General features: G+C 58.9%; 27 protein-coding genes and 1 pseudogene. 13 read left to right on the top strand and 15 right to left on the bottom strand.

Annotation, left to right across the window (positions count from 1 at the left end):
* Nucleotides 1-241 precede the first annotated feature (241 nt).
* The 4 genes from petA (at nt 242) to ACK83U_RS09945 (ending at nt 3,657) form a co-directional block, all read left to right on the top strand.
* Nucleotides 242-820 (top strand): ubiquinol-cytochrome c reductase iron-sulfur subunit, encoded by a 579-nt coding sequence (gene petA, locus ACK83U_RS09960; RefSeq protein WP_112413579.1) that lies wholly within the window; start codon nt 242-244, stop codon nt 818-820.
* Nucleotides 821-834: 14 nt separating this feature from the next.
* On the top strand, nt 835-2,109 hold the full coding sequence (locus ACK83U_RS09955) for a cytochrome b (RefSeq protein WP_112604906.1): 1,275 nt from the start codon (nt 835-837) through the stop codon (nt 2,107-2,109).
* A 22-nt stretch (nt 2,110-2,131) separates the two neighbouring features.
* Nucleotides 2,132-2,998 carry a cytochrome c1 gene (locus ACK83U_RS09950; RefSeq protein ID WP_112334311.1) on the top strand — a complete coding sequence of 289 codons (867 nt, stop codon included), beginning with the start codon at nt 2,132-2,134 and terminating at the stop codon, nt 2,996-2,998.
* 116 nt (nt 2,999-3,114) lie between these two features.
* A complete protein-coding gene (locus ACK83U_RS09945) occupies nt 3,115-3,657 on the top strand; it encodes an adenine phosphoribosyltransferase (RefSeq protein ID WP_112334312.1) in 543 nt (180 codons plus the stop codon).
* 47 nt (nt 3,658-3,704) lie between these two features.
* On the opposite strand, the gene ACK83U_RS09940 is transcribed toward ACK83U_RS09945, so the two are convergent.
* Nucleotides 3,705-4,172 carry a MaoC family dehydratase gene (locus ACK83U_RS09940; RefSeq protein WP_112604909.1) on the bottom strand — a complete coding sequence of 156 codons (468 nt, stop codon included), beginning with the start codon at nt 4,170-4,172 and terminating at the stop codon, nt 3,705-3,707.
* On the bottom strand, nt 4,169-4,633 hold the full coding sequence (locus tag ACK83U_RS09935; protein WP_112399086.1) for a MaoC family dehydratase: 465 nt from the start codon (nt 4,631-4,633) through the stop codon (nt 4,169-4,171). Before ACK83U_RS09935 ends, ACK83U_RS09940 begins: the two co-directional genes overlap by 4 nt.
* Before the next feature lie 186 nt (nt 4,634-4,819).
* On the opposite strand from ACK83U_RS09935, the gene ACK83U_RS09930 reads away from it, so the two are divergent.
* Nucleotides 4,820-5,944, top strand: coding sequence for a hypothetical protein (locus ACK83U_RS09930; RefSeq protein WP_112604912.1), 1,125 nt, complete (start codon nt 4,820-4,822; stop codon nt 5,942-5,944).
* A 123-nt stretch (nt 5,945-6,067) separates the two neighbouring features.
* Here the strand turns inward: ACK83U_RS09930 and ychF are convergent, their stop codons facing one another.
* A complete protein-coding gene (gene ychF, locus ACK83U_RS09925) occupies nt 6,068-7,171 on the bottom strand; it encodes a redox-regulated ATPase YchF (protein ID WP_112604915.1) in 1,104 nt (367 codons plus the stop codon).
* Between the two features lie 228 nt (nt 7,172-7,399).
* On the opposite strand from ychF, the gene clpS reads away from it, so the two are divergent.
* A complete protein-coding gene (gene clpS / locus ACK83U_RS09920; RefSeq protein ID WP_112334317.1) occupies nt 7,400-7,711 on the top strand; it encodes an ATP-dependent Clp protease adapter ClpS in 312 nt (103 codons plus the stop codon).
* A 16-nt stretch (nt 7,712-7,727) separates the two neighbouring features.
* On the opposite strand, the gene ACK83U_RS09915 is transcribed toward clpS, so the two are convergent.
* The 5 genes and pseudogenes from ACK83U_RS09915 to ACK83U_RS09895 form a co-directional block, all read right to left on the bottom strand.
* Nucleotides 7,728-8,153, bottom strand: a complete 426-nt coding sequence (locus tag ACK83U_RS09915; RefSeq protein ID WP_112604918.1) for a GNAT family N-acetyltransferase — start codon at nt 8,151-8,153, stop codon at nt 7,728-7,730.
* A gap of 55 nt (nt 8,154-8,208) precedes the next feature.
* Nucleotides 8,209-8,925: an aminoacyl-tRNA hydrolase gene (gene pth / locus ACK83U_RS09910; protein WP_112605627.1), complete on the bottom strand. Its 717-nt coding sequence runs from the start codon at nt 8,923-8,925 to the stop codon at nt 8,209-8,211.
* Nucleotides 8,926-8,998: 73 nt separating this feature from the next.
* Complete coding sequence (locus ACK83U_RS09905) at nt 8,999-9,730, bottom strand: transporter substrate-binding domain-containing protein (protein ID WP_112605630.1); 732 nt, start codon at nt 9,728-9,730, stop codon at nt 8,999-9,001.
* A 14-nt stretch (nt 9,731-9,744) separates the two neighbouring features.
* A pseudogene (locus tag ACK83U_RS09900) lies at nt 9,745-12,110 on the bottom strand (EAL domain-containing protein).
* Nucleotides 12,111-12,351: 241 nt separating this feature from the next.
* A complete protein-coding gene (locus tag ACK83U_RS09895; protein ID WP_015340613.1) occupies nt 12,352-12,969 on the bottom strand; it encodes a 50S ribosomal protein L25/general stress protein Ctc in 618 nt (205 codons plus the stop codon).
* Nucleotides 12,970-13,268: 299 nt separating this feature from the next.
* Here ACK83U_RS09895 and ACK83U_RS09890 point away from each other — a divergent pair, with 299 nt between their 5' ends.
* The 3 genes from ACK83U_RS09890 to ACK83U_RS09880 all read left to right on the top strand — a co-directional run bounded on the left by ACK83U_RS09890 (nt 13,269) and on the right by ACK83U_RS09880 (nt 17,543).
* Nucleotides 13,269-14,711, top strand: a complete 1,443-nt coding sequence (locus tag ACK83U_RS09890) for a hypothetical protein (protein ID WP_112605633.1) — start codon at nt 13,269-13,271, stop codon at nt 14,709-14,711.
* Between the two features lie 110 nt (nt 14,712-14,821).
* Nucleotides 14,822-16,282, top strand: coding sequence for a hypothetical protein (locus ACK83U_RS09885; protein WP_112604924.1), 1,461 nt, complete (start codon nt 14,822-14,824; stop codon nt 16,280-16,282).
* A 25-nt stretch (nt 16,283-16,307) separates the two neighbouring features.
* On the top strand, nt 16,308-17,543 hold the full coding sequence (locus tag ACK83U_RS09880) for an MFS transporter (protein ID WP_112604927.1): 1,236 nt from the start codon (nt 16,308-16,310) through the stop codon (nt 17,541-17,543).
* A 14-nt stretch (nt 17,544-17,557) separates the two neighbouring features.
* Here ACK83U_RS09880 and ACK83U_RS09875 read toward each other — a convergent pair whose 3' ends face one another.
* The 6 genes from ACK83U_RS09875 to lgt form a co-directional block, all read right to left on the bottom strand.
* On the bottom strand, nt 17,558-18,490 hold the full coding sequence (locus ACK83U_RS09875; protein ID WP_015340609.1) for a ribose-phosphate pyrophosphokinase: 933 nt from the start codon (nt 18,488-18,490) through the stop codon (nt 17,558-17,560).
* Between the two features lie 104 nt (nt 18,491-18,594).
* Nucleotides 18,595-19,476 (bottom strand): hypothetical protein, encoded by an 882-nt coding sequence (locus ACK83U_RS09870; RefSeq protein ID WP_412474585.1) that lies wholly within the window; start codon nt 19,474-19,476, stop codon nt 18,595-18,597.
* A gap of 55 nt (nt 19,477-19,531) precedes the next feature.
* Nucleotides 19,532-20,683 carry a M24 family metallopeptidase gene (locus ACK83U_RS09865; protein WP_112604933.1) on the bottom strand — a complete coding sequence of 384 codons (1,152 nt, stop codon included), beginning with the start codon at nt 20,681-20,683 and terminating at the stop codon, nt 19,532-19,534.
* A gap of 1 nt (nt 20,684) precedes the next feature.
* Complete coding sequence (gene pgeF / locus ACK83U_RS09860) at nt 20,685-21,467, bottom strand: peptidoglycan editing factor PgeF (RefSeq protein WP_112604936.1); 783 nt, start codon at nt 21,465-21,467, stop codon at nt 20,685-20,687.
* A gap of 134 nt (nt 21,468-21,601) precedes the next feature.
* Nucleotides 21,602-22,699, bottom strand: a complete 1,098-nt coding sequence (locus ACK83U_RS09855) for a class I SAM-dependent methyltransferase (RefSeq protein WP_112604939.1) — start codon at nt 22,697-22,699, stop codon at nt 21,602-21,604.
* Between the two features lie 76 nt (nt 22,700-22,775).
* Complete coding sequence (gene lgt / locus ACK83U_RS09850) at nt 22,776-23,705, bottom strand: prolipoprotein diacylglyceryl transferase (RefSeq protein ID WP_412474584.1); 930 nt, start codon at nt 23,703-23,705, stop codon at nt 22,776-22,778.
* A 218-nt stretch (nt 23,706-23,923) separates the two neighbouring features.
* Here lgt and ACK83U_RS09845 point away from each other — a divergent pair, with 218 nt between their 5' ends.
* The 4 genes from ACK83U_RS09845 to ACK83U_RS09830 all read left to right on the top strand — a co-directional run bounded on the left by ACK83U_RS09845 (nt 23,924) and on the right by ACK83U_RS09830 (nt 26,278).
* Nucleotides 23,924-24,184: an accessory factor UbiK family protein gene (locus tag ACK83U_RS09845; RefSeq protein WP_015340603.1), complete on the top strand. Its 261-nt coding sequence runs from the start codon at nt 23,924-23,926 to the stop codon at nt 24,182-24,184.
* A gap of 390 nt (nt 24,185-24,574) precedes the next feature.
* Nucleotides 24,575-25,075, top strand: a complete 501-nt coding sequence (locus ACK83U_RS09840) for a YbjN domain-containing protein (protein ID WP_041677603.1) — start codon at nt 24,575-24,577, stop codon at nt 25,073-25,075.
* A 1-nt stretch (nt 25,076) separates the two neighbouring features.
* Nucleotides 25,077-25,916 (top strand): pyrroline-5-carboxylate reductase, encoded by an 840-nt coding sequence (gene proC / locus ACK83U_RS09835; RefSeq protein WP_112604941.1) that lies wholly within the window; start codon nt 25,077-25,079, stop codon nt 25,914-25,916.
* 20 nt (nt 25,917-25,936) lie between these two features.
* Nucleotides 25,937-26,278: a tRNA-binding protein gene (locus ACK83U_RS09830; RefSeq protein WP_112399074.1), complete on the top strand. Its 342-nt coding sequence runs from the start codon at nt 25,937-25,939 to the stop codon at nt 26,276-26,278.
* A gap of 34 nt (nt 26,279-26,312) precedes the next feature.
* Here the strand turns inward: ACK83U_RS09830 and ACK83U_RS09825 are convergent, their stop codons facing one another.
* The gene (locus ACK83U_RS09825; protein ID WP_112604944.1) at nt 26,313-26,894 is read right to left on the bottom strand and encodes a DUF1349 domain-containing protein; all 582 of its coding nucleotides are present in this window, start codon (nt 26,892-26,894) and stop codon (nt 26,313-26,315) included.
* Between the last annotated feature and the right edge of the window lie 8 nt (nt 26,895-26,902).

The following is a 26,902-nucleotide window of genomic DNA, read 5'->3' as shown; positions in this document are numbered from 1 at the left end:
TGCTTAACTTCTCTCCGTGGAGAAGGGGAAGATTGAGCTCCAGCCTTGCGACGCATTAACGCAGTTTTGCCGCGACATTGTGCCCTGACCCCTTGCCAAGACTGGACATAATTTGCGATCAAGCTTAGAACGCAGCGGGTTACGGAGGAATCTATGGCGGAATTATGGTCGCATTGATTCGCCGTTAGTGAGAGGGGTACCGCGGTTTTTGCCGTGGTTTGCGGGAAGAGGATGTGCAGCTTTGAGCGAGCATAGTACGACAGTTGAGTCCACCGGCGAACCTACTCGCCGCGATTTCCTTTATTTGACGACAGGTATGGCCGGTGCGGTGGGTGCAGTTGCCGTCGCATGGCCGTTTATCGACCAGATGCGGCCCGACGCATCGACACTCGCTCTTGCATCCATCGAAGTCGATGTGTCGAGCCTTGAGCCCGGCATGTCCCTGACGGTGAAATGGCGCGGTAAGCCCGTCTTCATCCGTAACCGCACGCAGAAAGAAATCGACGATGCCAAGGGCACGCAGCTTTCGGACCTGAAAGATCCGGTCGCTCGCAACGCCAATCTACCGTCCGATGCACAGGCAACCGACGTTGCCCGTTCGGCCGGCGAGGGCAAGGAAAACTGGCTCGTCATGATCGGCGTCTGCACTCATCTCGGCTGCATTCCTCTCGGTCAAGCGGGCGAATATGGCGGGTGGTTCTGTCCCTGCCATGGCTCGGTCTACGACACCGCCGGCCGCATACGCCACGGGCCTGCGCCGATGAATCTTGCGATTCCGCAATATGCGTTCACGTCGGAAAAGAAGATCAAGGTCGGTTGAGGGGGAGCTGAATCATGAGTGGTCATTCGTCTTACGAGCCATCCACAGGGCTCGAAAAATGGGTCGACGCGCGGCTTCCGCTGCCACGTATGGTCTATGATAGTTTCATCGCCTATCCGGTTCCGCGCAACCTGAACTATGCCTATACGTTCGGCGCCATGCTGGCGGTCATGCTGGTCCTGCAGATCCTGACCGGCGTCGTGCTGGCCATGCACTATGCGGCCAATACGGCGATCGCCTTCAATTCGGTCGAAAAGATCGTCCGCGACGTCAATCACGGCTGGCTGTTGCGCTATATGCACGCCAACGGCGCATCTTTCTTCTTCGTGGCCGTCTACCTGCACATTGCCCGCGGCCTCTACTACGGCTCCTACAAGGCGCCGCGCGAAATCCTCTGGATTCTCGGCGTGATCATCTACCTCCTGATGATGGCAACCGCCTTCATGGGCTACGTTCTGCCCTGGGGCCAGATGTCCTTCTGGGGTGCGACCGTCATCACCGGCTTCTTCTCGGCCTTTCCATGGGTCGGCGACTGGATCCAGACCTTCCTGCTCGGCGGCTTTGCCGTCGATGATCCGACGCTCAACCGCTTCTTCTCGCTGCACTATCTGCTGCCGTTCATGATTGCAGGTGTCGTCATCCTGCATATCTGGGCGCTGCATGTGACCGGCCAGACGAACCCGACCGGCGTCGAAGTCAAGCTGAAGACCGACACTGTTGCCTTCACGCCCTACGCGACGTTGAAGGATGCGCTTGGCGTTTCCGTCTTCCTGCTGGTCTTCGCCTATTTCGTCTTCTACCTGCCGAACTTCCTCGGTCATGCCGATAACTATATTCCGGCCAACCCGCTGAAGACGCCGGCTCACATCGTTCCGGAATGGTACTTCCTGCCGTTCTACGCGATGCTGCGCTCGATCACCTTCAACATCGGCCCGATCGACTCCAAGCTCGGCGGCGTTCTGACGATGTTCGGCGCCATCATCGTGCTGTTCTTCCTGCCCTGGCTCGATACGTCGAAGATCCGCTCGGCTGTCTATCGCCCGTGGTACAAGCTGTTCTTCTGGCTGTTCATCGCCGATGCCATCCTGCTCGGCTGGCTGGGCTCGCAGCCCGCGGAAGGCATCTACACCACGGCTGCGCAGTTTGCGACGCTGTTCTACTTCCTCTTCTTCCTCGTCATCATGCCGGTTCTCGGCATTGTCGAGACACCGAGGCGCATTCCAAATTCGATTACGGAAGCGGTTCTTGAGAAACAAGGCGGTAAAGTTGCCGCTTCGGTTCAAGTATAACCGGCGATAGAGGAAGAAAACGATGAAAAAACTTGTTGTCGGCCTTCTATCCCTGACGCTCATCGGAGGCCTTTCGACCGCCGCCGTGATCGCTGCGGAAACGAAGCCTGCCGCAGAAGCAGAGACGCCGCACTATCCGCTGAAGGAGCCGCGCGAGCAGCATTGGACCTTCTCCGGCCCATTCGGCTATTACGATAAGGCGCAGCTGCAGCGTGGCCTCAAGGTCTATACGGAAGTCTGTTCCGCCTGCCATTCGATGAAGCTGGTGGCTTACCGCACGCTGGAAGACCTCGGCTATACGGAAGCACAGGTGAAGGCCTTTGCCGCCAATTACGAAGTGCAGGACGGCCCGAACCCTCAGGGTGAGATGTTCACCCGCAAGGCGCTTCCGTCTGACCATTTCAACTCGCCGTTCCCGAACGACGAGGCTGCCGCTGCCTCTAACAACGGCGCCGTGCCGCCCGATATGTCGCTGCTTGCCAAGGCACGCGAAATCGAGCGCGGCTTCCCGCAGTTCATCTTCGATATCTTCACGCAGTATCAGGAAGGTGGACCGGACTATATCTACTCGCTGCTGACCGGCTACGAAGAGCCGCCGGCCGGTTTTAAGGTGCCGCAAAACTCGCACTACAATCCGTATTTCGATGCGGCCGCGACCTTTGCGATGCCGAAGCCGCTTTCGGATGGTCAGGTGACCTACGACGACGGTTCGCCGCAGACGGTGGATCAATACGCTCGCGACGTATCTGCCTTCCTGATGTGGACATCCGAGCCGCATTTGGAAGATCGCAAGCACCTCGGCTTCATGGTCATGGTGTTCCTGCTGATCTTCTCAATCTTGATTTATCTCACCAAGCGTTCCGTCTATGCCAAGGCCGGCGCTCACTGAGCATCGCACAATGATCGAGAAAAGGCGGCCCGGCGAGGCCGCCTTTTTTGTTGGTATAGCGCCCTGGTATTGATAGGGTGCAGCCGGCCCTATCACAGCCTGAGAGACTATATTTGATGAACACTATTGCTTCGGAGCTTGCCGCCAGCATCCGCTCCATTCCGGACTATCCCAAGCCCGGCATCATCTTCCGCGACATCACGACGATGCTTGGCGATGCCAGAGCATTCCGCCGTGCCGTCGATGCGCTGGTACAGCCTTACGCCGGCACGAAGATCGACAAGGTTGCCGGTATGGAAGCACGCGGCTTCATTCTCGGGGGCGCGGTGGCGCACCAGCTGTCGTCCGGCTTCGTGCCGATCCGCAAGAAGGGCAAGCTGCCGCACGACATCGTCCGCATCGCCTACAGCCTGGAATATGGTGTCGACGAAATGGAGATGCACCGTGATGCGGTCAATCCGGGTGAGAGGGTCATTCTCGTCGACGATCTGATCGCGACTGGCGGCACCGCCGTCGGCGCGACGAAGCTTCTGCGCCAGATCGGTGCCGAAGTGGTTGCCGCCTGCTTTGTCATCGACCTGCCTGATCTTGGCGGCCGCAGGAAGCTCGAGGAGCTTGACGTGCCGGTACATACGCTGGTGGAATTCGCCGGTCACTAAATGGCCGAAAGGACTGTTGGGGCCGCTCCGAACGGCCCCGCAGCTCGCTATTCAAAAGCCAGAACGCTGCTTTCGAAGCGCAGGGCGGGAGCGCCGTCCTGGTTCACTCCATCGCAGGCGAGCGTATAGAGCGTCCAGCCAGCGCGCGAGGCCAATGGGCGGCTGTCAAGGATCGTGACGCCATAGCTGATCGTATCACCGGCGAAGACGGGCCGCAGCCATTGCAGGTTTTTGAAGCCAGGCGAGGGGCCGAGGACGGGCGGCGTCTTGCCTTCGGCAATCAACCGGGCCTGTTCGGACTTCCAAAAATCGACGAAGCTGCGCATCCACATAGAGCAGCTATGCCAGCCGGAAGCGCAGAGACCGCCGAACAGGGAGTGCTTGGCCGCTTCCGCATCCATATGGAAGATCTGTGGATCGAAGCGCGAGGCAAAGTGCACGATGCCTTCAGGCGTAAACGTATGGCTGCCGATATCGATGCGTTCGCCGACGGCATAGAGTTCGTTCATCTTCATGCCGAAACCTCCGAGACGCTGCGCATGCGGATCATGACCGCGTTCTCTCCGAGGCAGACCAGTTCGCCGCGTTGGTTTTCGACCTCATGGCGGAACCTGACGATGCCGATACCCGGACGGGAGCGCATGGGACGGGCCTCGACGACGATCGATCGGCCCGACAGGGTATCATCAGCCAGAACCGGCTTCTTCCACTCCATAAAATCGATGCCCGGCGCGCCTTGCGCATCGGTGGCAAGGAGATAGGAATCGCACATCATGCGCATGAACACCGCCGAGGTGTGCCAGCCGGAAGCGGCAAGGCCGCCGAGAATGCTGGCGCGGCCCGCTTCCTCATCCAGATGCATCGGCTGCGGATCGAATTCCCTGGCGAATTCGATGATCTCCCCCGCCGTTACATGTTTCGGGCCGAGCGGAAATTCTCGCCCCGGCTGGAAGTCTTCGTAGACGAATTTCGTCATGTCTTCTCTCCTCCTCCACGTCTCGTTTATCGGCAAATCGCATGGCCGGCCGTGGTGGCGCAAGCATTTTCACGGTCAATATAAGGAAGGGACGACGATGACTGTCTATTGGCCGCCGACAGCCCTTGATTGTATGCCGGCGATATGTTGAGGCTTGGGTCGTGGCAAGATGGTATGAGAGCTAGAATGAGCGAACTCAAAGTCGCACTGGAAGAAGCAGCAGGCGCGGGGATCATTTCCTCCGGTCAGGCCGAGAGATTGCTGCCCTATCTGGCGGACAAGAACATCGGTGCGTTGCCGACCGGACAGGGTCTCTCGGCACCGCGTTTTCCGGATGATCCCAACCCTCTGGAAGATACGGAAGCGCCGCGTTTCGTGCGAGGCTTTCACGATGTGCTCATCACCATCGGTCTCGTCGTTCTGCTCATCGGGCTATGGGGGCTTGCGAACCGCTATGCGCCCTTGCTGGCAATCGTCATCCTGGCCGAGATCCTGGTGCGCCGACAGCGGCTGGCGCTTCCGGCCGTGGTCTTGACCGTCGCGCTTGTTGTCTGGGTTTTCTACATGGTGGTCAGCTATGTGAGTTCCACACCGACGCTGAGCGATAATTTTACGATCGGCGCAATCGTCCTGGTGGCGCCATTCCCGCTGTCGCTGGCCTTGTTTTACTGGCGCTACCGCGTGCCGCTGTCGCTGGCCTTGTTCCTGTTTTCACTGTTCGGCCTGTTTCTCGCCGCGGTCTTCTATGTCGCCGGCACAGTAGCTGGCTCTTCGAATGTGCCGACGGATTACCCCATCCAGACGATGATGATCTTGCTGGTGACTGCTCTTGGCAGTTTTGCGTTGGCAATGCGTTATGATCTCAGCGATCCGCAGAGGGTTACGCGCCGTTCCGACGTGGCCTTCTGGCTGCATCTCGCAACGGCGCCGGCTCTGCTTTATTCGACGATCCTCTTGGCCCTGCGCCTCGAGCTCGCCAGCAGCGGCATCGTCTTCACCAATCTCACCGATGCCCTCTTCGGGGGCTATCTGCAGGCGGTGACCGTCCTCGTGGCGGTGCTGGTGATGATGCTGATTGGGCTTATCATCGATCGCCGCGCTTTCGTGACCGCCGGCCTCGTATCGCTGGGCTTGGCGACGGCAGCCATCCTCAGGCACAACAATGCCGGGCTCGACAAGGTCGGCTTCCTGGTGCTGATGATTGTAGGTCTGGTCGTCCTCGTGATCGGCATCGGCTGGACCGATCTGCGCCGCCTTATCGTGCGGCGCCTGCCCGCCGGCGTGCAAGCGAGATTGCCGGCGCTCAGATAGAGTTTTTCCGCTTTTTCCTCGAATCGCGAAAACGCTCTATCCATTTGTTTTAACGCAATTCCGAACGGAAAACCGCTTCGCACTTTTCCTGAAATTGCTTAGGCGCCGGCATCCGAAAAGCGATCAGGTGTTGAAGCGGAAGTGAATGACGTCGCCGTCCTGGACGACATATTCCTTGCCTTCGTCACGGGCTTTGCCGGCTTCTTTCGCGCCGGTTTCGCCGTTGTAGGCAATATAATCGTCATAGGCGATCGTGTTGGCGCGGATGAAGCCGCGCTCGAAATCCGAGTGGATAACGCCGGCGGCCTGCGGAGCCTTCGTGCCCTGTTCGATCGTCCAGGCACGCGTTTCCTTCGGGCCTACGGTGAAGTAGGTGATGAGGTGGAGGAGCTTGTAGCCTGCGCGGATCAGGCGATCGAGGCCAGCTTCATCGAGGCCGAGCGCGGAGAGGAATTCCTTCGCTTCTTCGTCGGGCAGCTGCGCCACTTCCGCCTCGATGGCGGCGGAGATGATGACGACTTCCGAATTCTGCTCCTTGGCCATGGCGGCGACGGCGGCCGTGTGCTCGTTGCCGGTTGCGGCATCGCCTTCGGCGACGTTGCAGACGTAGAGCACCGGGTGCGAGGTCAGAAGGTTCAGACTCTTGAGGATGCGGGTTTCCTCGGCATTGAGCTTCGAGAGCAGCGTGCGAACCGGCTTGCCTTCCTGAAGCAATGCGAGCGACGCATCCATGATCGGCAGCATCGCCATGGATTCCTTGTCCTTACCGGTGGCGCGCTTGCGCGTCTGCTCGGTGCGGCGCTCAAGGCTCTCAAGATCGGCGAGCATCAGCTCGGTCTCGATCGTCTCGGCATCGGCGACCGGATTGATGCGGCCTTCGACGTGGGTGATGTCGCTGTCTTCGAAGCAGCGCAGCACATGCACGATGGCATCGACTTCGCGGATATTGGCAAGGAACTGGTTGCCGAGGCCTTCCCCCTTCGAGGCGCCACGGACGAGACCTGCAATATCAACGAAGGAGATGCGCGTCGGGATCAGTTCCTTCGACTTGGCGATGTCGGCAAGCTTGCGCATGCGTGGATCGGGAACCGCGACTTCACCCGTGTTCGGCTCGATCGTGCAGAACGGATAATTCGCCGCCTGCGCCGCCGCCGTCTTGGTCAGCGCGTTGAACAGAGTGGACTTGCCGACATTCGGCAGCCCGACGATACCGCATTTGAAACCCATGGCACCTTGTCCATATCTTGAAAATCTTTGCAGTGCCTATGGGGGAAGGGCCGTTGCGGGTCAAGTCTTGTGCTGAAGCTGAGCCGATTTTCTGCTGAAAGCTGGGCTTCCGGGTGGATGCTGGCGGCATTGTCCCCTGACGCAACTGTCCTTGAAGGATGTGGTGCGCTGCACTATAATCCTCTCATTAGCCCAAAACCCTTTCCCCTGTCGTCAACGGTGATGCCGATGAGTGACAATGATGTTGTCCTGAAGCCAAAGCCTAAAACGAAGCCGAAGGTCGAAAGGCCGAAGCTCTATAAGATCATTCTCGTGAACGACGATTATACGCCGCGGGAATTCGTTATCATGGTTCTGAAGGCCGTCTTCCGCATGAGTGAGGAGACCGGCTATCGGGTGATGATGACCGCACACAAGCTCGGGACCTGCGTGGTCATGGTCTGCGCGCGGGATGTCGCCGAGACGAAGGCGCAAGAGGCGGTCGATCTTGCCAAGAGCGCCGGTTTCCCGCTGATGTTCACGACCGAACCGGAAGAATAGGAACGCTTGCGGCCCGCTAGGTAGCCGAGGGCCGGCGGATATGGAAGCCGGTCTTATCCTGCTTGAAACCGCAATTGGCGTAGAAACGCAACGTTGCCGGGTTCTTCGAACCGGTCAGCAGCATGACCTTGTAGCAGTTCTTTTCCCAGGCAGTTGCGAATGCCGCATGGATGACTGCGCCGGCAAGGCCGCGCTGACGGTAATCGGCGTGGGTTACCACGTTCTCGATCAAAGCATAGGGCGCACCGCCGCGCGTGAGATTGGGAATGACGACCAGCGTCACGGATGAGACGGCCTTGTCGCCGTCAAAGGCGGCGAGGATCGTCATGCCGGGATGAGTGAGGATTTCTGCGAGGCGGCTTTGCGCCAGTTGCAGATCCAACACCGGGTCTTCCGTGTTCAGGTGCCGATAAAGGGCAAGCAGCGTCGGAAGGTCCGCCATTGCGACCGAACGGATTGGGAGATTTGCGGCGTCTGCGACTGCTGGCTGCGGCACCTCAATCGTCCTTCTTGCCGAACATCCGCTTCAGCATTTCCGCCATAGGCCCGGTTTCCGGAACCTTTGGCTTGATCTGATTGCGCGCCTGATGAATGTGGGACTTGGCGGCCGCTTTCTTTTCCGGCTTTGGTGCGTCTTCTTCCGGCTTGCCGCCGAGGGCAAGCGCGATCTTGTTCATCAGCTGCGAATCCTCGCCGCGCACCAGCATGTCGGCATTGTCGGCGAGCGCATCGAACAACGGGTCCAGCCAGTCCTTGTCCACTTTGGCGAAATCTCCGAGAACGTGGTTATGCACCAATTCCTTGGCACCGGGATGGCCGATGCCGAGCCGCAGACGGCGATATTCCTTGCCGCAATGAGCGTCGATGGATTTGATGCCGTTATGGCCGCCATGGCCCCCGCCCGTCTTCAGCCGTGCCTTGCCGGCCGGCAGGTCCAGTTCATCGTAGATGACAACAAGATCGGACGGCTGGAGCTTGTAGAAGCGCATGGCTTCGCCGACGGCTTCGCCGGAGAGGTTCATGAAGGTTTGCGGCTTGATGAGCAGGACCTTCTGGCCGCCGAGTTCGCCTTCGGCTATCTCCGCCCTGAATTTCCTCGACCAGGGCGAAAAGCTGTGGCGACGATAGATCGCATCTACGGCCATGAAGCCGATATTGTGGCGGTTGCCTTGATACTTGGCGCCCGGATTGCCGAGGCCCGCGATGAGAAGCATGCGCTTCATCCCTTGGAAAATACCGATGCCCTTCACCACAGCGATTTGACGGCAAAGTCAAGGCGGGATGCGGTCAGTCGCCCAGGTGCAGGCCGTACTTCAGGAAAATCTGCCGCTGCGTGCCGTTTGCGATCAGCATGTCGAGCGCCGTCTGCATTCTGCCTTGGAGTTCGGCAGGAAAATCCTTCTGGCATGCAATGCCCATGGGCTGCTGGGAAAGGATCGTCACTTTCTCGACGGCATTGCCTTCTTTGTGCAGCTTGTCGAAATAAAATTCCGAGATCGGCATCAAGTCGATACGATCGCTCATCAGCTTCTTCAGGGTAGCTTTGAAATCGCTGCCGATGTCGATGCGCGGGAAATTATTCCGGCGCAGGATCGCTTCCGTATAATCTTCGCGCCATGTGCCGACGATATATTTCTTGGCTTCGGCGATGGTCGTTGCGGCAACGTTGGAGCCGCTGTGCTTGATTAGAACGTTGCGATCGATCAGCAGCGGCTGTATCCATTTAAAGAGCTTGTCGCGCTCCTCATTATGCGCAGTGACGAATACGCAGGTCATCGGCTCCGCCAGAGCCTGATTGTAGGCTCTCGCCCACGGCATGACATCGATCGTGTAGTCGACTCCGATATCGGCCATAAGCTTTTGTATCTGCTCGGTGGCTGCGCCGACGGGCGTCTTGCCTTCACGATAGTTGAAGGGTGGATATTCCTCGGTGGTGAAATGAACGCTTTCGGCGTGGGCCGGAAAGAGACATGAAAACGAAAGCAGGCTGGTGGCGATTATGAACAGCAGCCCTCGCATCCGGCTCTCCATTGCTATGACGCCTGCGCCACGGGGGAAGGGCGGTCTTCCTGCAGGCTCGCCAGCGTCTTCATGAGGTGGTCGGGATGCAGCGGGCGATAGAAAAGATAGCCTTGGCCGTAGTCGATACCCATCGTACGAAGGGTTGCGCATTCCTCTTCCGTTTCCACGCCTTCGGCAATCACCGTACAGTTCATCTTGTGCGACAGAGTGGTAATGCTTTCGACCAGCATGCGGCTCTTGGCGCTGACATCGGAGGCGGTATCATTGATCGCGCGGATGAAGGATTGGTCGATCTTGATGATATCGACCGGGAAGCGGTTTATATAGCTCAGCGAGGAATAGCCCGTGCCGAAATCGTCGAGCGCGATGCGGCAGCCATAGCGGCAGATCTCGTTGATGACCATGCGCGTCTCGGGATTGTCGTCCATGAGCACGGCCTCGGTGATTTCCACGACGATGCGCCGGGGTGCGATTTCGTAGCGTGACAACAGAGCCGCCATGCGCAGCGGCAATTCGGATTCGAATTGCAGCGGCGAGAAGTTGATGGCGAGATAGGTATCCTGCATGCCCTCGATCCGCGAGAGACGGGCAAAATCGGCGATAGCCTTCTCCATGATGCGGTTGCCGATGCGAATGATCGAGCCGGTCTCTTCTGCGACCTCGATGATGCGGCCAGGGGGCAGGATGCCTTTCTGCGGGTGATGCAGGCGCATCAGCGCCTCGAAGCCGGCGATGGAGCGGTCGTCTATATTGACCACGGGCTGGAGATAGGCCTCGAACCAGTCTTCGTTGAGGCCGGTTTCGATATGGCTCTCGAGTTCGGCGCGGCGGCGGGAATCGTCCAGCATGCCGTTGTCGAAAATCTGTGCGCCATTCTTGCCATCGCGCTTCTTGGCATACATGGCGATATCGGATTTCAACAGCAGTTCGGCCGCATTGGCGGCTTGACGCGGGTAGATCGCGATCCCGATGCTGGCGCTGAGGCGCGCATCGCCGACGAAGGGCGCCTCGAAGACCTCGGCGATGAGGGCGGTCATTTCGATTGCTCTTGCTTCGGCATTCTCGGCCAGAAGCAGCATGGCAAATTCATCGCCGCCGAGGCGGGCGGCAATATCGCCCGGCGTCATGCATTTCTGCAGGCGCGATACCAATTCGCGCAGTGCAGCGTCGCCGGCAGATGGCCCATATTGTCGTTGATCCATTTGAAACGGTCGAGATCGACGAAGAGGCAGGCGAGTTCGCGCTTGCGCAGGTCGGCTTCGCTGATCTTGGCATCCAGCGCGCTCTCGAAGCCCTGGCGGTTGAGAAGGCCGGTCAGATGGTCGGTAATCGCCTGCCGCAGAATACGGTCTTCGGATTGCTTGAGTTCGGTGACGTCGGTCATGACGGAGAGCGACAGGCCATCCTGGATCGCTGTTGTCTCAAGGATAAGGACATCCATGACCCTCCCATCCCGGCAGAGGAATTTTACCGTGACGTCGATGCGGGCGGCGCTGTGGGTGTTGCCGCGTTTGCGCTCGACATATTGCGTGCGCGAATCCAGCGAGACCAGGCTCGCAAACTCGCGTCCGATCACTTCGGCACGATCATAGCCCGTGGTGGCAAGCCAATAGTCGCTGACGGCCGCGATGCACTCGTCCTTGTCGAGCGAAAAGAGCATGGCGGGCGTTAGATTATAGGTGTCGGTTGCCCGGCGGTGGGCAAGCTTAAGTTCGTTTTCCTCTCGTTGCAGCTTGCTCTGCATGTCGTTGAAACTGCTTGCAAGCCGGCCCATTTCATCATTCGACTGCCAGTCGACATGATGGCGCGAGCCGAGCCTTCGCGTCGCCTCGATGGCATGCGTCAACCGCATCAGCGGCTGGATGACGAAGATGCGATTGCCGATCAGCGCCGCGCCGAACACAGTCAGGACGGCGAAGATGAAGATGGAGATGAAGACGATCTCCTCGCTCTTCAGGCCGTCGAAGAGGCCGAGCTTAGGATAATAGACCGTGATGGTCCCAAGCCGTTTCGCACCATCGATGCCGTTATAGATGATCGGCCGGTCAATGGACTCGAGATCGCCCTTGTATGATTTCGGAATGGTCGATTGCGTGACGTCGAGCTGGCCGGAAAGATCGCGGACATTGACACGGACGATCGCGCCTTCCGCAACGGTCGTCGCACTGATCTGGGTCACGCTGTCTTCGTCCAGATCCCATAGCGGTTTTGCAAGGGCTTGGGCATTGGCGACGAGGAGAACGGTTATGTGATCCTTGATTTCCTTTTCCGCGCGTTCAGACGACAGAAAAAGGAATAGGACGAAGAGTGGCGCCACGAAAATCAGTAGCGCACCGCAGACGATCGCGAAAAACCTGTTTTCGACCGAATGACTCATAATTCCGTTAGCTCCCCAGCCATAGACCAGCAGATCTTGGGGCCGCATTCTACAACTCTTTCGCGTAGGTTTTCATGAATCCGTTAAATGTTGCTGAAACTGTGGGGTTAATGGAAATCAACCAATAGTATAGATTCCAAATCGTTCTTAGTTTTACTTTCTCTAATATTTATTTCTAGGCATAAAAAACCCGCCGTCCCGGAGGGCGGCGGGTCTCAATGTGCGGGCTTGAAGATGCCAATCAGGCGCTGGCTTCTTCGCCGCCTTCAGCTTCGTCTTCAGCAAGGCCGGCAGCCGGGGCAACGATCGTTGCAATCGTGAAGTCGCGGTCGGTGATGACCGGGGTCACGTTCTTCGGCAGCTTGATGGCGGAGATGTGGATGCTGTCGCCGCTCTTCAGGCCCGTGAGGTCAACGGTGAAGAATTCCGGGATCGCATCGGCCGGGCAATGAACTTCGACTTCGTGGCGAACGATGTTCAGCACGCCGCCAGCCTTGAGGCCAGGCGACTTCTCGTGGTTTTCGAAGTGAACCGGGATTTCGACGGTAACCGCCGTGTTGCCGGAAACGCGCAGGAAATCGACGTGAAGCGTGAAGTCGCGGACCGGATCGAGCTGGTAGTCCTTCGGCAGAACCTTGATCTTCTTGCCGTCGACGTCGATCGTGGCGATCGTCGTGAGGAAACCACCGGCGTGGATGCGCTTCGTCACCTCATTGGTGTTGAGGGCGATGGAAACGGGGGCCTGCTTGTCACCATAGATGACAGCGGGGATCAGACCATTGCGGCGAAGTTCACGGGCGGACCCCTTACCAACCCGTTCGCGCGCCTCGGCCTTGAGCTCGTAGCTTTCGTGGCTCATAGCTATTCCTTTCGAGGTTATTTGGAGAGTTCAGTCGGTCGGCCTACGCCGCATCGATTGAACTGGAGGAGGGCATGCCCTGCCTCATCCGCGTTGCCTCCAAGGGTGTCTACGCGGACGCGTGGCGTATAATACAAAGCGGCCGAAGGTGCAAGCACCCCTGGAATCGGGGCCTTGTGATGACATTGCAACTGCCGCCGACAAGCCTGCGACTGGGCCTCTATCAACGGCTTGACATATATCCTCAGCCCCATCAACAGTCGAATGCAATCGTTCCGGATCAAAAGGAGAGATCGGGCATGCGTTCCAGGGTTATTGCCGCCGCGGTTTTTTCCATGGGTCTTGCTGGTGTCTCACACGCAGCCGACGTGAACGAGCAAGGTGCCAAGGAACTCCGCAATGTTCTGACGCATTCGCTTTCGCAGGACCTTGCCCGCAGCGATTTCGTGACCGTAAAACCGGCCGGCGATCAATATGAGATCACCTATGATCTTGCGAAATTCTTCGACAAGATCAATTCGAGCGCGTTTTCGGTGACGGGTTTCAAGCCGCTCTCCCTTTTCGCACAGCCCGTCGAGCAGGGAAGGTGGCATCTGACGGGCGACAACAGTCTCGATGTCGCCTTGCATTCGCCGACCTCGGACATTGCCTATTCCATCGCTTCCAGCTCTTTTGACGGTGTTTTCGATCCTGCCATCGAAATGATGCGGTCGATGGGTATCAAGAGCAGCGGCGTGAAATTTTCGAGCGCCGGCGGCGGTCAGAAAAGCGGGCGCAAGATCGATGCGACCATCGACAGCGCCTCATTCGCTCACACGGTCACCGACAGCAGCGAAGCGGGTAAGGTCGATCTGCAATTGCAAGGTACGCTGCAGCGCTTGCATGAGCAGGTGACCCTGCGGCCGGATGCGGCGCCGATCACTTTCAGCGCCGACAGCGTCGATACCAACCTTACTGCCACCAGCTTGCCGGTGAAGGATCTGCGCGCGCTCATCCGGTTCTTCGTTCAACACGTCAAGGCCAAGCAACTTTCGCAAAGTGGCAGCGAAAAGTTCGAGCAGCTGGTCCATCAAGCTCTGCCGGTTTTCGGCTCGCTCGGCAAGACCGTGACCGTGAACAACGCGCTGGTGGCAACGGAGAAAGGCAACGTCGGCGTCAAGCGTATCGATTACAGTTTCAAGATGGACGGCCTAACCAAGGCGTCCAATGTCAATCTGGAGCTTAGGGCCGAGCAGTTTACGCCCGATGCGGGTCTTGTGCCGGTTGCTTTTATGCCCTTCCTGCCTGCGATGGTGGATGTTCAGCTCGGCGTGCCCAATATCAATTTCGCCGGCCTCATCGATGCTGGTCTCGATTCAATTGTCGCGCGGGCGACGCCGGTTTCCGGCGAGGCTCTGAAACGCACGATGTTCCCGAGCGGTTATGGAACGCTGGAGTTTCCGAAGATCAGTGCAAAATCCGATGTGTACGACGTCGAGGTTTCCGGTGAGCTGAAGGCCTCGACCAAGCCACATTCCGGCTTTTCGCTGCAGGCGACGATCCTGGCGCGCGACTTCGACAAGACGGTCGCTGCCATGCAAGAGGCTGCCAAGACCCAGCCTCGCTTGAACAGCGTTTCCTTTAGCCTGATTGCTGCAAAGGGTTTTGCCAAGACCGATCCGGATGGCCGTCTGCGCTGGGACGTCACCATGGATGAAGACCGAACGGTGACGGTCAACGGACAGGTGATGAAGAAGCCTTGAAGTTTGAGGGTAAGCCCATGTATCAGGGCGATGATAAAGTTCTATGTAAAAGGCCGGTCGGCTCTTTCCAGATTTCCACGTTTCTTTTCCATCATATTTGGGGGTGAGTTATGCGTTTCAAAGCGGTTGCCACGGCGGCTGTTCTCGCTGTCGGCGTGGCCGGCGTTGTGCAGGCAGCTGATGTCAGCGAGCAAGGTGCCAAGGACCTTTACGGCAATCTGACCTATTTCCTGCCCGATGATATCGCCAAGAGCGGTGCGATCGCGGTCAAGCCGGTCAGCCCACACTACGAAGTCACGTATGATTTGCAGAAGCTGCTCGATAAGTTGAATGTGAGCGGTTTCGATATCAGTGGCCTCAAGCCGCTGATGATGCTGGCAACGCCGCTTGATAGCGGCCTTTGGAACATTGAAGGCAACAATGCCTTCGATGTGACGGCCCGTTCGAAGCCTGGCAGTGGCCCCGATACCGAATTTCGCTATGCCTTGGCATCATCGACCTTTCAGGGCGTTTTCGATCCGGCACTTCATTATCTGCGTTCCATGGATATGAAGGGCAACGGCATCACCATCGCGACAAAGACCACCGACGAAGATAAGAGCGTCCAGAAGAATGACGCGACCGCCGACAGCATCACCTATACCGTGTCGTCGGCAGACAGCGGCGAGCCGGGCAGGCTCGATCTCAAGATGAACGGCAGCCTGCAATCGCTCTATGACAAGATTTCGGCCGACGATGCGACGCTCGGGGAAGTCAAGATTGCAGCGATTGATTTCAGCATGGGGGCGACGAAGCTGCCCTTGAAGGCACTGAATTCGCTGCTGCAGTTCGTCTCCGAACACAAGGATGAGAAGACGCTTTCCGATGCCGATAGCAAGGCGATCAAGGCCTTGCTGATGGATGCCATGCCGATCGTCGGTTCCTTTGACGAGTCCGTCGCCATCAAGGATATCGCGGTCACGACGCCTTTCGGTAATGGCGGCCTGCAGAAGATGGGCTATTTCTTCAAGGTAGCCGGGCCAGCCAATGCCATGAATGCGGACTTCGGGCTGAATGCCGAGAAGCTCGTACTGGAAACGGGCCTAATCCCCGAAGACTATGTCGCCTTCATTCCCGATACGGCCGATATCCAGGTGCAAGTGCCGAATCTGAATTTCTCCGCTCTCGTCGATGTTTTTCAGCAGGCCGATTTGAAGAATCCTGAGAGCGACACAGCCATGGACGAGAAGCTGCAGAAGGCCATGTTCCCGGACGGGACGATGACCGTCAACTTCCCGAAGATCAGCGCCGTATCGGGTCTCTATGATGTCGAGGCATCCGGTAGCCTGCGCGGCTGGCTGAACGAGAAGGACCGCGTTGCCATGAAGATGACGGTTCTTGCTCGCGATCTCGACAAGACGATCGCCGCCATCCAGGAGGCCGCAAAGACCAAGGAGGATCTGTCTCAGCTCTCCTTCGGCCTGATGATGGCCAAGGGCTTTGCCAAGACGGATGCAGATGGGCGCTCGCGCTGGGATATCGATCTTTCAGACGATGGTCACGTGTCGGTCAACGGTCAGGCCCTGAAGTAAGCCAATTTGAAATCAGAATGCGATCATGTTTGTCCTGAAGCCGCTGAGCCAGCGCTCGATCTCTCTCCTATGGGCCGGCCAGGTGCTGGCAGCTACAGGCTCCGAATTCTACATGGTCGCAGTCGTCTGGATTGCGGCTGATTTCATCGGCAGCAATGCGGGATATGTTTCGGCGTTGCAGTCCGGCGCGCTGCTGTTCGGCAGCCTGTTCGGCGGTATCGTCACGGATCGCTGGCGGCATAGCAGGACGATGATCACGGCCGATCTGATGCGTGCGGCTCTATTGCTGATGCTGTCGTTGGCAAGTCTTCTGCATCTGATGAGCTTGCCGTTGTTGGTGGTGCTTGCAGGAAGCATCGCGTTGTTGACGTCGACGTTCGATCCGTCGCTGCAGGCGACCCTGTCGGTGATTGCGGTCGATGCCGAAGTCCGGCACGCGACCAACGGCCTCTTCGACGCCACGCGCCGCATGGCGCGCATTCTCGGTCCGAGCCTGATCGCGCTTGTGAACGGGTTCCTGCCGAAATCTCAGTTCTTCATGGTCACGGCCGCCGCCTTCACACTCTCAGCGCTTGCCGTGTGGTTGGCAGTGGCGAAGCTCCCGACGGCGTCGCGGCGCCGCAATTTCTCCGGAATGGCGGCCGTCGTGGACGGCATTCTTGGCGGATGGCGCGCGGCGCGTGGCCATGCGGCAATTCTCTATGGCCTCTTCGCCAACCTGATGGGAAATGTCGCCTGGGCGATGGGGATTCTGCTCGGCATGATCCTGCATTTGCGCGAAACCAGCGCCGACCCGCTGACCGACTACAGTCTGATGATGACGGCTTACGGTGTCGGCAACCTGACCACCAATCTGATCCTCGGAAGCGTCAAGCCGCGCCGGCCGGTGGTCTGGATTATCGTGGCGAAGCTCATTTTCGGATCTGGCGTTTTCCTGTTGCCGCTGATGCATGATCGGATCGGGCTGATGATCGTTGCCTGCTTTGCGGCGATCAACGGACCTTTCGAGAACCTTGCCATGCTCCATCTGATGCAGACGCGCAGCGAGCCGCATCGTCTGGCGCAGGTCTATCGCTTATCGATGTGCGCGATCTTCACCGGCCTGCTTCTGGCCTATCTGATGTCGCCAACGCTGTTTGCGTGGTTCGGCATCGGGCCTTCGATCATGGGATCGGGCGCGGCCGTCTTCATCTCGGGGCTGTTGGGCATTGGCCTGCTCGCATGGAAACAGTCGCATCCCCTGCGTGCGAAGGCGAGTTGAGGCGGCGCTGCGCCTCAGTCGAAGAGGCTCGAAACCGATTCTTCCTGGCTGGTGCGGTTGATCGCTTCGCCGATGAGGCCAGCCGTCGTGATGACGCGAATATTCGGAGCCGATAGCACGGCGGTCGTCGGCTGGATGGAATCGGTAATCACCAGTTCCTTCAGTTGCGAGTTTGCGACGCGGGTCACGGCGCCACCGGAGAGAACGCCGTGGGTGATATAGGCGGTGACGCTTGCCGCGCCTCGTGCGAGCAGGGCATCGGCAGCGTTGCAGAGCGTACCGCCGGAATCGACGATATCGTCGATCAGGAGGCAATCCTTGCCGGAGACGTCACCAATGACGTTCATGACTTCGGATTCGCCGGGGCGATCACGGCGCTTGTCCACGATTGCCAGCAGACAGTCGAGGCGCTTGGCGAGCGCGCGGGCACGTACGACGCCGCCGACATCAGGAGAAACGACCATGACATTGCCGATATCGTAGTTCGCCTTGATATCGCGCGTCAGGATCGGCAGTGCGTAGAGATTATCCGTCGGGATATCGAAGAAGCCCTGAATCTGGCCGGCATGCAGGTCGAGCGTAAGAACGCGGTCCGCACCTGCCTCGGTGATCAGATTGGCGACGAGCTTTGCCGAGATCGGCGTGCGCCCCGAGGCGCGGCGATCCTGGCGGGCATAGCCGAAATAGGGAAGAACCGCCGTTATGCGTCGTGCCGACGAGCGGCGCATCGCATCAATCATGATCAGCAGTTCCATAAGGTGATCGTTGGTCGGAAACGACGTCGGCTGCACGAGGAACACATCCTCGCCGCGTACATTTTCCTGGATCTCTACGAAAATCTCCTGGTCGGCGAACCGGCGGACGCTAGCTCTTCCCAAGGGAACGTTGAGATAATTGCAGATCGCTTCGGCAAGATGCCGGTTCGAATTGCCTGCGAAAACCTTCATTGTGGCCCGCCTATTACCAACCTGATAGCCGCGCTTTTAACCGCCTTGCTCTCGAATGCAAGAGGGGGAGGCCCGTTAGCTTCATATTTCTGAAAAGCTTTTAGCTATCCACCGTTGGATTCGCGCCAGGAATTGAAATCCGACATGGTTTTGGTGGCAATTTTCTGCATAACCGTTGGAGGAACGGCCGACCAAGGATCGCCACGCTTCAGAGGCGCGCTTTCCGAGCCCTGGATGCGGTGGACGCGGTTGCCATTGCTGTCCAATACATCCCAGACGTAGGTCACGGAAATCTGCGGGCCATCTTCAAAGGCGGAAAGATAGCCCTTGAGGATATAGGCGGCACTGGAATCGCTTGAGCTCTTGATCGTCAGGCCGAGCGAGCGAGCGTCGACACCAAACTGGCGCGACAGCGGCGTGACGGCTTCCACTGGAGCGCCGATGATCGGAAGAAAGCGTACGCTGTTGCCGCCGGCTGCGGCTGTGGGCGGCAGCGACGCCTGTTGATCCGGCTGCTGTTGATCTGGCTGCGGGTCGTCGGCAGTCTGTTGTTGCTGCTGCTGCGGTTGTGGATCGTCCGACAGGCGCCGGTCGGCCTCGTGCTGCTCGTCGGCTTCCGAAAACTGATTGTTAGATGGAGCGATGGAGGCGGTGCGGGAACCATCGAGCGGGCGAGATGCATAGGGATTGGTGCCGTTCGATCTCAGCGCCGAGGCCTGGTCGTCGAGCGTGCCGCTGCCGCCGTAGTTTTGCGGCTGATAGGCCTGCTGCGAGGTCTGCTGCTGATAGCCGTAGCTCTCTTGCGCGCTTTGAAAGGTTTGGCGGCGCTGGGGTGTCGAAGCCATGCGCTCGACATCCCGTTGGGTTACCGGGCTGGAGCCGGCATCACCGATCGCTTCGGGCGGCGTCAGGGCGTCCGTGGTGTTGCAGGCGGAGAGCGCCAGGCAAAAGCCGGCGACAATCAACGTTATCCTGACCACTCCCATTGACGCGATCCTTTCTCCCGACGGTCTGACCGTCCAGGATCGCTATCTTACGCCCCTAACGGTTAAGAAATTCGAGAGGGTGGCGGGAAAGGGCTTTCGGGGCCTGCGAGGTCGTCAGATAGGTCTGACCGAGTGTCATGGCGGTGCCGCTGTCGGAATCCATGATGATCATATGCACGAAGAGCGACATGTTCTCCTGGATCTCAAGCGGATTGCCCATGTGGAACATCTCGTGCTCCATCCATGAAGGCGAGAAGCGGGCGCCGAGAGAGTAGCCACAGGCGTTCAGCCGGTGGCGGCTAAGGCCGCGCTCGTCCATGATCTTGGCGTGCATGTCGAAGACGTCGCCGAAGGTGTGCCCCGGCATCAGGATTGTCTCGATCGCCTGCAGGGTTTCAAGGCAGGCGCTGTAAAGCTCGCGATGGCGATGGCTGGGAGTGCCGATGACGACCGTGCGCATCATGGCTGCGTGATAATGGGCATCGACACCGGCCCACTCGAGGGTCAGCTGGTCATCGGCATCGAGCTTACGACGGCCGGACTTATAGCGGCAGAGCAGGGCCTCCGCGCCAGAGCCGATGATGAATGCATTGGCGGGATAATCGCCGCCGCCGGCAAAGACGGCACCCTGCATGGCTTCCAGAATGTCTGACTCATCCGCGCCCGCCTTAACCAGAGACAGGGCAGCGTCCAAGGCGTCGTCGGCCAATGCTGCGGCGCGTTCGACATAGACGATTTCCGCCGGGCTCTTCGTCAGACGCAGGCGGCTGATGAGATAGGAGGCGTCGACGATCTGGCCGAAGCTCGCCAATTGCTGGTCAAGCAGCCGGGCGATGCGTCCGGTCATGCCATGGGTGTCATATTCGATGCCGATACGGGCACCGAGAAGATCGAGATCCGACAATAGTTCCTTGAGATCGAGTGTCGGATCAGCGTTGACGCGATCGACCCAGATGCGGATGTCGGTGATGACGGAAGTCAGCTGCGCCTGGCGCAGATCGGCCGAGCGCGTCATCAGCGTCAGAGATCCATCCGCCTTGACGACCAGTGTCTGGAAAAAGCAAAAGCCGAACGTATCGTAGCCGGTGAGCCAATACATGCTCTCCTGTGCGAAGAGCAGCATGGCATCGAGTTTTTCTTCCTGCATTCTCGCCAGCAGGCGTGCCAGACGAGCATCGAATTCGCTGCGTTCGAAATGCAGGGCCATATTAACTTGCCTCCCCGATAGCGATGGCGGAAATCTGGCGTCCGTAATCCGGCTCCTTCGCATGCGTCGTGCGGCGGTAGGAGAAGAAACGCTCTGCGTCCGGATAGGTGCAGAGGTTCAGGCTTTCGGCGGTGACACCGGCTTTGCGCAGGCGATCGACCGTGAGGGACGGCAGATCGAACATGGCATGGCCGTCGCGCTCAGAAGGGGCGAAATACTTGGCATAACCGGGATCGTGAACAATAAAGCGTTCGACGAATTCTGGGCCGACCTCATAGCTCGCCTGGCTGATCGATGGGCCGAGGCCGGCAATGATGGCGTCACGCCTTGCGCCGAGCGCCACCATCGCGTCGATGGTGTTTTCAAGCACGCCGGTCAGCGCGCCCTTCCAACCGGCGTGGGCTGCGCCGATAACCCGGTTTTCGGGATCGGCAAAAAGGATCGGGCCGCAATCGGCGGCGAGCACGCCGATTGCGATGCCCGGTGTGGCCGTCACCATCGCATCGGCCTGCGGCCGGCTGCCGTCGTAATGCGCACCGATGGTCACGACATCGGGCGAATGTATCTGATGCACGGTGGCGAGCCGCTCGACCGGCAAGCCGAACCAGCCGGCAACACGGCGCCGGTTTTCCTGCACGCGCTCGCGATCGTCATGCGAACCGAGCCCAACGTTCAGCCCGCGATAAAGGCCCTCCGACACGCCGCCGGCGCGGGTGAAATAGCCGTGGCGAATGCCCGCAGCCTCGGCGGCGCTCAGCAATGTGCTTGCAAGTGGTGTCGGCAACGAGATGTCCCTTGATAATCTTGATTGACCTGTCGTGCTTGAGATAACGCAGCCGCGGCGAAGCAGTTCGATCATTGAGGAATGTTGGCCCAGCCCGATGCACGCTGTCAATCCGAAGGATTGGTGGTCAAGTCTCAGCTGACGGGACGAAAGGGCAGGAGATCGATCGCCGGACTGGAGACTGCCAGCACCTTGAAAAGCTCCCCCATCTTGCCTTCGCCGGCGCCGGCAAGCCGCTCTACCGCGACGCTGATATTCTCCTGCGTTGCTGCATCCTGGTCGCGGCCGAGGGCGGCTGCACGCTCCAGCAGACCGAGCCCGACAAGAAAATCGCCCTGATGACAGCAGCCGTTGATATGCAGGCCGGAGGCGAGCGCCGTCTGGGCCAGATGCTGGAAATCGACATGGCTGGTCAGGTCGGCTTCGCCGGGGTGCTCCAGCGGCGAATCGTATTCATGCATGCGGACGGCCTGCAGCGTATCGCCGAAGCTTGTCGCCATATGACCGTAGTCGATGGCAAGCGCCGTGCCGCCATGGGCGGCAAGCCTGTCGCAGATTGTCGTCATGACGGCCTGACGGGCGGGCGCAATTTCAAAGATCGTGCCGATCGGCGGCAGGCCACCGTCGGGAAGAAGCGAGGGGTCGAGAGTCGCGACGCCTGTCGTGAAGGTCAGCTCGTCGCTGATGTCGAGACCGACCATCCGCTCGCGAAAACCATTGGCGGTGCGCACGAACTGGCGGATCGGAATGGCGTCGAAAAGCTCGTTGGCGGCTAGCAGGGTGAAACCCCCAGGCACCTCGCCGAAATCGGTATGCCAGGAAATTTTGGCGCCATACGCTTCCAGGGTTTGCCGCTGGAAGCCCTGCAGGCGTTCACTGGTCTCGACGAGATGCACCGTCATGACATCGTAAAGCGGCGGCGCCAGCTTGCCGATGACGCGCAGCATGTCGGACATCATCGTGCCGCGGCCGGGGCCGATCTCGACAAGGCGTACCTGGGCCGGCGTTCCATGCCGCTGCCAGGCATGCACCATGAAGACACCGATCATTTCGCCGAACAACTGGCTGATCTCGGGTGCCGTAACGAAGTCGCCGGATTGGCCGAAGGGTTCACGCGTCTTGTAGTAACCATGCACGGGGTCGGCGAGACACAACGAAAAATAATCCGTGATGCTCAATGGTCCGTTGGTGCGGATGATGGCTTTGATTTTTTCCCCGAGCGCCGTCGTCATTCTTTGCTTTCGCTAGTGCGTGATCCTGAAAGGCTGGGAGCCGTTCCTGAAAGGATCCCGCGTATTGAACTCCACCTCAAGCCATCTGCCTTGCCGCCAGCCGGGCGCGGATGACAGCCCATAGGCCGATGGCAACCATCGGAAGCGACAGCACCATGCCCATCGTCAGCCAGTTCGTGCCGAGCAGATAGCCGAGCTGCTCGTCAGGCTGACGGAAGAATTCGACAAAAATACGCGAGAAGGCATAGCCGATGACGAAAATACCGCTGATCGTACCCGGCTTTTTCAATGCCAGCGCCCAGCGCGTAAGCATAAAGAGAATAAGGAAGAGGATGATGCCTTCGATGCCGGCTTCATAAAGTTGGCTCGGGTGCCGCGGGTCTGGGCCAGCAGGACATACGCCATTATGGGCGGCGATCACATGTGGGCTGCAGAAGACCATCGCCCAAGGAACGTCGCTGGCCCGACCCCAAAGCTCGCCGTTGATGAAATTGGCGATGCGGCCGAAGAATAGGCCGATCGGCGCGACGGCGGCGACGATATCGAACAGGCTCCAGGTGGGGATCTGGTTGCGCCTTGCGAACAAGATCATGGCGATAGTCGTGCCTATTAATCCGCCGTGGAAGGACATGCCGCCATTCCAGACCTCGATAGCGCGGATCGGATTGGCGATCACCGGGTCGAGATCGTAGAAAAGGATGTAGCCGATGCGGCCGCCGAGAACGATGCCGAAGGCGACCCAGAGAATGAAGTCATCCAGATGCTGGCGCGTCATCGGTGCAGTATCGTTCAGCCAGAGTTTGCCATTGTCGACCAGCCGCCTTGCATAGAACCAGCCGAGCAGGATGCCTGCGACATAGGCAAGCCCATACCAATGCACTGAGATCGGGCCGAGGGAGACGGCGATGGGGTTGATGTCCGGGAACGGCAGGATGGCGGCGAGATTGGCGGATGTCAGCAAGATCGTCAGGCCCGTTTCAGCATGTTCCCGAAAGCACCGTGCCATTCCGGAACGGGGATCATGCTATATAGCTAAATGTGCGCGGAACATGGCGTTCGCCGTCGAAACGGTCAAGTCGATTGTTGATCCGGCCGAGATGGGGCTCCGGTTGTCCAGTCCTATCTCAATTTGCTTGCATCGGCCCCTTGGAAATCCTACCTCAGCACTATCTGGCCCATATCGATGCCTGACCGTTGAGGGCCGACGGCTGCAAGGAGATTGCCATGAGCACTGGACCGAACCGAATCTTGGATGAATTCGCCAAGCTGATGACCGATGCCGCCGGTGCTGCCCAAGGCGTGCGCCGTGAAATCGAGACCGCCTTCAATGCCCATGCCGAGCGCTGGCTGAACAGCATGGATATCGTCAAGCGCGAGGAATTCGAAGCCGTCCGCGAAATGGCGATCAAGGCGCGCGACGAAAACGAGGCGCTGCTGGCGAGAATCGAAGCGCTTGAAACCAAGCTTGCTTCCAAGGGCAAATAAGCCCGATCTTACGTTTGCAGATCGGCACGGCACCCGTTTGCCGTGCCTTTTTCCTCTGAAAATTTGCGTTTGTTTTTCCACCTGTGGACATAGGCAAAAAAGCCAATCGCCAGAGTCGGTTATGACTCCCTTCTGAATAGGCGTCGGAAGAGCTTTCCACAGTGCCGTTTCCAAAATCACCGTTCAGGGGCTGGCATGCCGGGCATGCCGCTATACACTGATTTTAAATGATGATTCGAAACGGACTTGGTAAGCCCCGGGCATGGTGGAAGCGTTAGTCTGGCAGCCGTTCAACATCATCCCGAGGATGTTTCCGGAGTAAAATTGTTTGCGTTCTTTCAGTGTCGAGCCACGGGAAAACTGCAACCGATCCGGTCAAGAAGGTGCTGCATGAGCCTTATGGAAATGGAAGCCGAACGACAATCGAACCCGGTCGACATGATCGAATTCGTCGCTGCCAATAACGATTGGTCGTTCGAACGGTCCGGCGAGGACGAACTCGCCATGACCGTCGAGGGACGATGGACCGACTATCACGTCTCGTTCTCCTGGATGGAGGAGTTCGAGGCGCTGCACATAGCCTGCGCGTTCGACGTCAAGGTTCCGGATCCCCGGGTCAACGAGGTGATCAAGCTCCTGTCCTGCATCAATGGGCAGGTGCTGATGGGTCACTTCGATCTATGGCGTCAGGAAGACATCGTTATCTTCCGCCAATCGCTTCTCTTGTCGGGTGGGGCGGAGCCCACCAACCGTCAGGTGGAAGTGCTGCTTTCCAACGCGCTTGACACCTGCGAAGCTTACTATCAGGCTTTCCAATTCGTTGTATGGTCCGGCCTTGACGCGAACCGCGCCATGGAAGCCGTACTTTTTGAAACGGTAGGCGAAGCGTGACATGACAGGCGAACAATCCGCCAATGCATTTGCAGCCTCCGGGCCGATCGTCCTGATCGGCGCCGGTAACATGGGCGGGGCATTGCTGACGGGGTGGCTGAAAAACGGCGTGCCGGGATCATCCGTCATCGTTGTCGATCCAAACCCTGCCGAAGCGATGCGCAAAATGATTGCGGATGCCGGCGCAAGCCATGTCACCGAAGTGCCGAAAGGTGTGACGGCGGGGGTTCTCTTCATCGCCGTCAAGCCGCAACTGATGGACGCAGTCCTGCCGCCGTTCAAGCCGCTTGTGGGCGAGACGACGGTCGTCGTCTCCATCGCGGCCGGCAAGACGCTGTCCGCGCTTGAAACGCATCTGGGAAAAGCGGCCATGGTGCGCGCCATGCCGAACACGCCCGCCATGGTCGGGCGTGGTGTGACGGGCGCTTTTGCCAATGCACGCGTGAGCGACCGCCAGCGGCAGCTGGTTCAAAACCTGTTGAAGGTATCCGGTCCGGTCGAATGGGTGCCCGGCGAAGCCGATATCGATTCGGTAACCGCCGTTTCCGGCAGCGGCCCGGCCTATGTCTTCTATCTCGTGGAATGCATGGCGGAGGCGGGCCGAAAGCTTGGCCTGCAGGCGGACCTCGCCATGCGGCTCGCACGGGAAACCGTCGCGGGGGCTGGTGAACTGTTGCACCAGTCTCCCGACGACGCTTCGCGTCTGCGCCAGAACGTGACCTCTCCCGGCGGCACCACAGCTGCGGCGCTGAGCGTCCTGATGGCGGAGGATGGCATGCAGCCGCTGTTTGATGCGGCCCTCGAGGCGGCGCGCAAGCGGGCACAGGAATTGGCCGGCTGAGTTTTCTAAAAAGGCAGGACATGGCGGAAGAGATCACTTACGGCGATTTCGAGCGGGTGGACATCCGTGTCGGGACGATCATCGAGGCGGAAACTTTTCCAGAAGCGCGCAAGCCCGCTTACAAGCTCAGGATCGATTTCGGGCCGGAGATCGGAATCAAGCGTTCCTCCGCGCAGATCACCGTGCACTATACGCCGGAAACCCTTGTCGGCCGGCAGGTGCTGGCGGTCGTCAATTTTCCGCCGCGTCAGATCGGTCCGGTGCGCTCCGAAGTGCTGACCCTGGGCTTCGAAGACGAATCCGGCGCGATCGTTCTGGCCGCGGTGACCCAGCCGGTGCCGAACGGCAAGAGGATGATGTAAGCCTTTTCCCTTTCGCAATAGGAGAGGGAAGACGTCAGTGAATATCCCGTGAAACCGGGTCGGTCAGGCTGAAATCGAGGAATTCCGCTTCGAAGCCTTCGCGTTGCGGCGAGCAGAAGGCCGGGCCGACCAACACTTCCTCGAGCATCGGATCGAACCAGGCGAGCCTTGCCATCCGCCATTCGCTCATGCGGTCGGTGCGGTACTGGATGAAGAGGGCGTCGCCGTTGCGGGTGACCCGTGCCGACATGGCATCGAACTCGTGATCGAGGCGGAAGGCCGACCAATCGGAATTGCCATTGGTGACGACGACGCTGAAATGCCTGGCGCCGTCGGTATATTCTATCCCGCATTTCATCCAGTGCCTGGCATCATGGCGGACTATCAGGCCGGCCTGATCGTAAAGCTCGCGATAATGCCCGACGAAGGTGACTTCGGCGGTAAAATCGCCCCGGCGGGACGTCCCAAGAAAATGACCGTCGTCGCGGTGGAAGCCGTAATAGGTTTCCTGCCAGAAATCGGTCTTGTTGCCGGATTGAACGAACAGGCGTCCCTGGTTCACTTCCCACATGGGCGGCGTGTTCAACCAGTGCATGCCCTCGATATCGATCGGCATATGCCCTC

This window comes from Rhizobium sp. WW22 (assembly GCF_047041135.1).
Taxonomy (GTDB): Bacteria; Pseudomonadota; Alphaproteobacteria; order Rhizobiales; family Rhizobiaceae; genus Rhizobium.
This window is presented reverse-complemented; position numbering and strand designations above follow the sequence as displayed.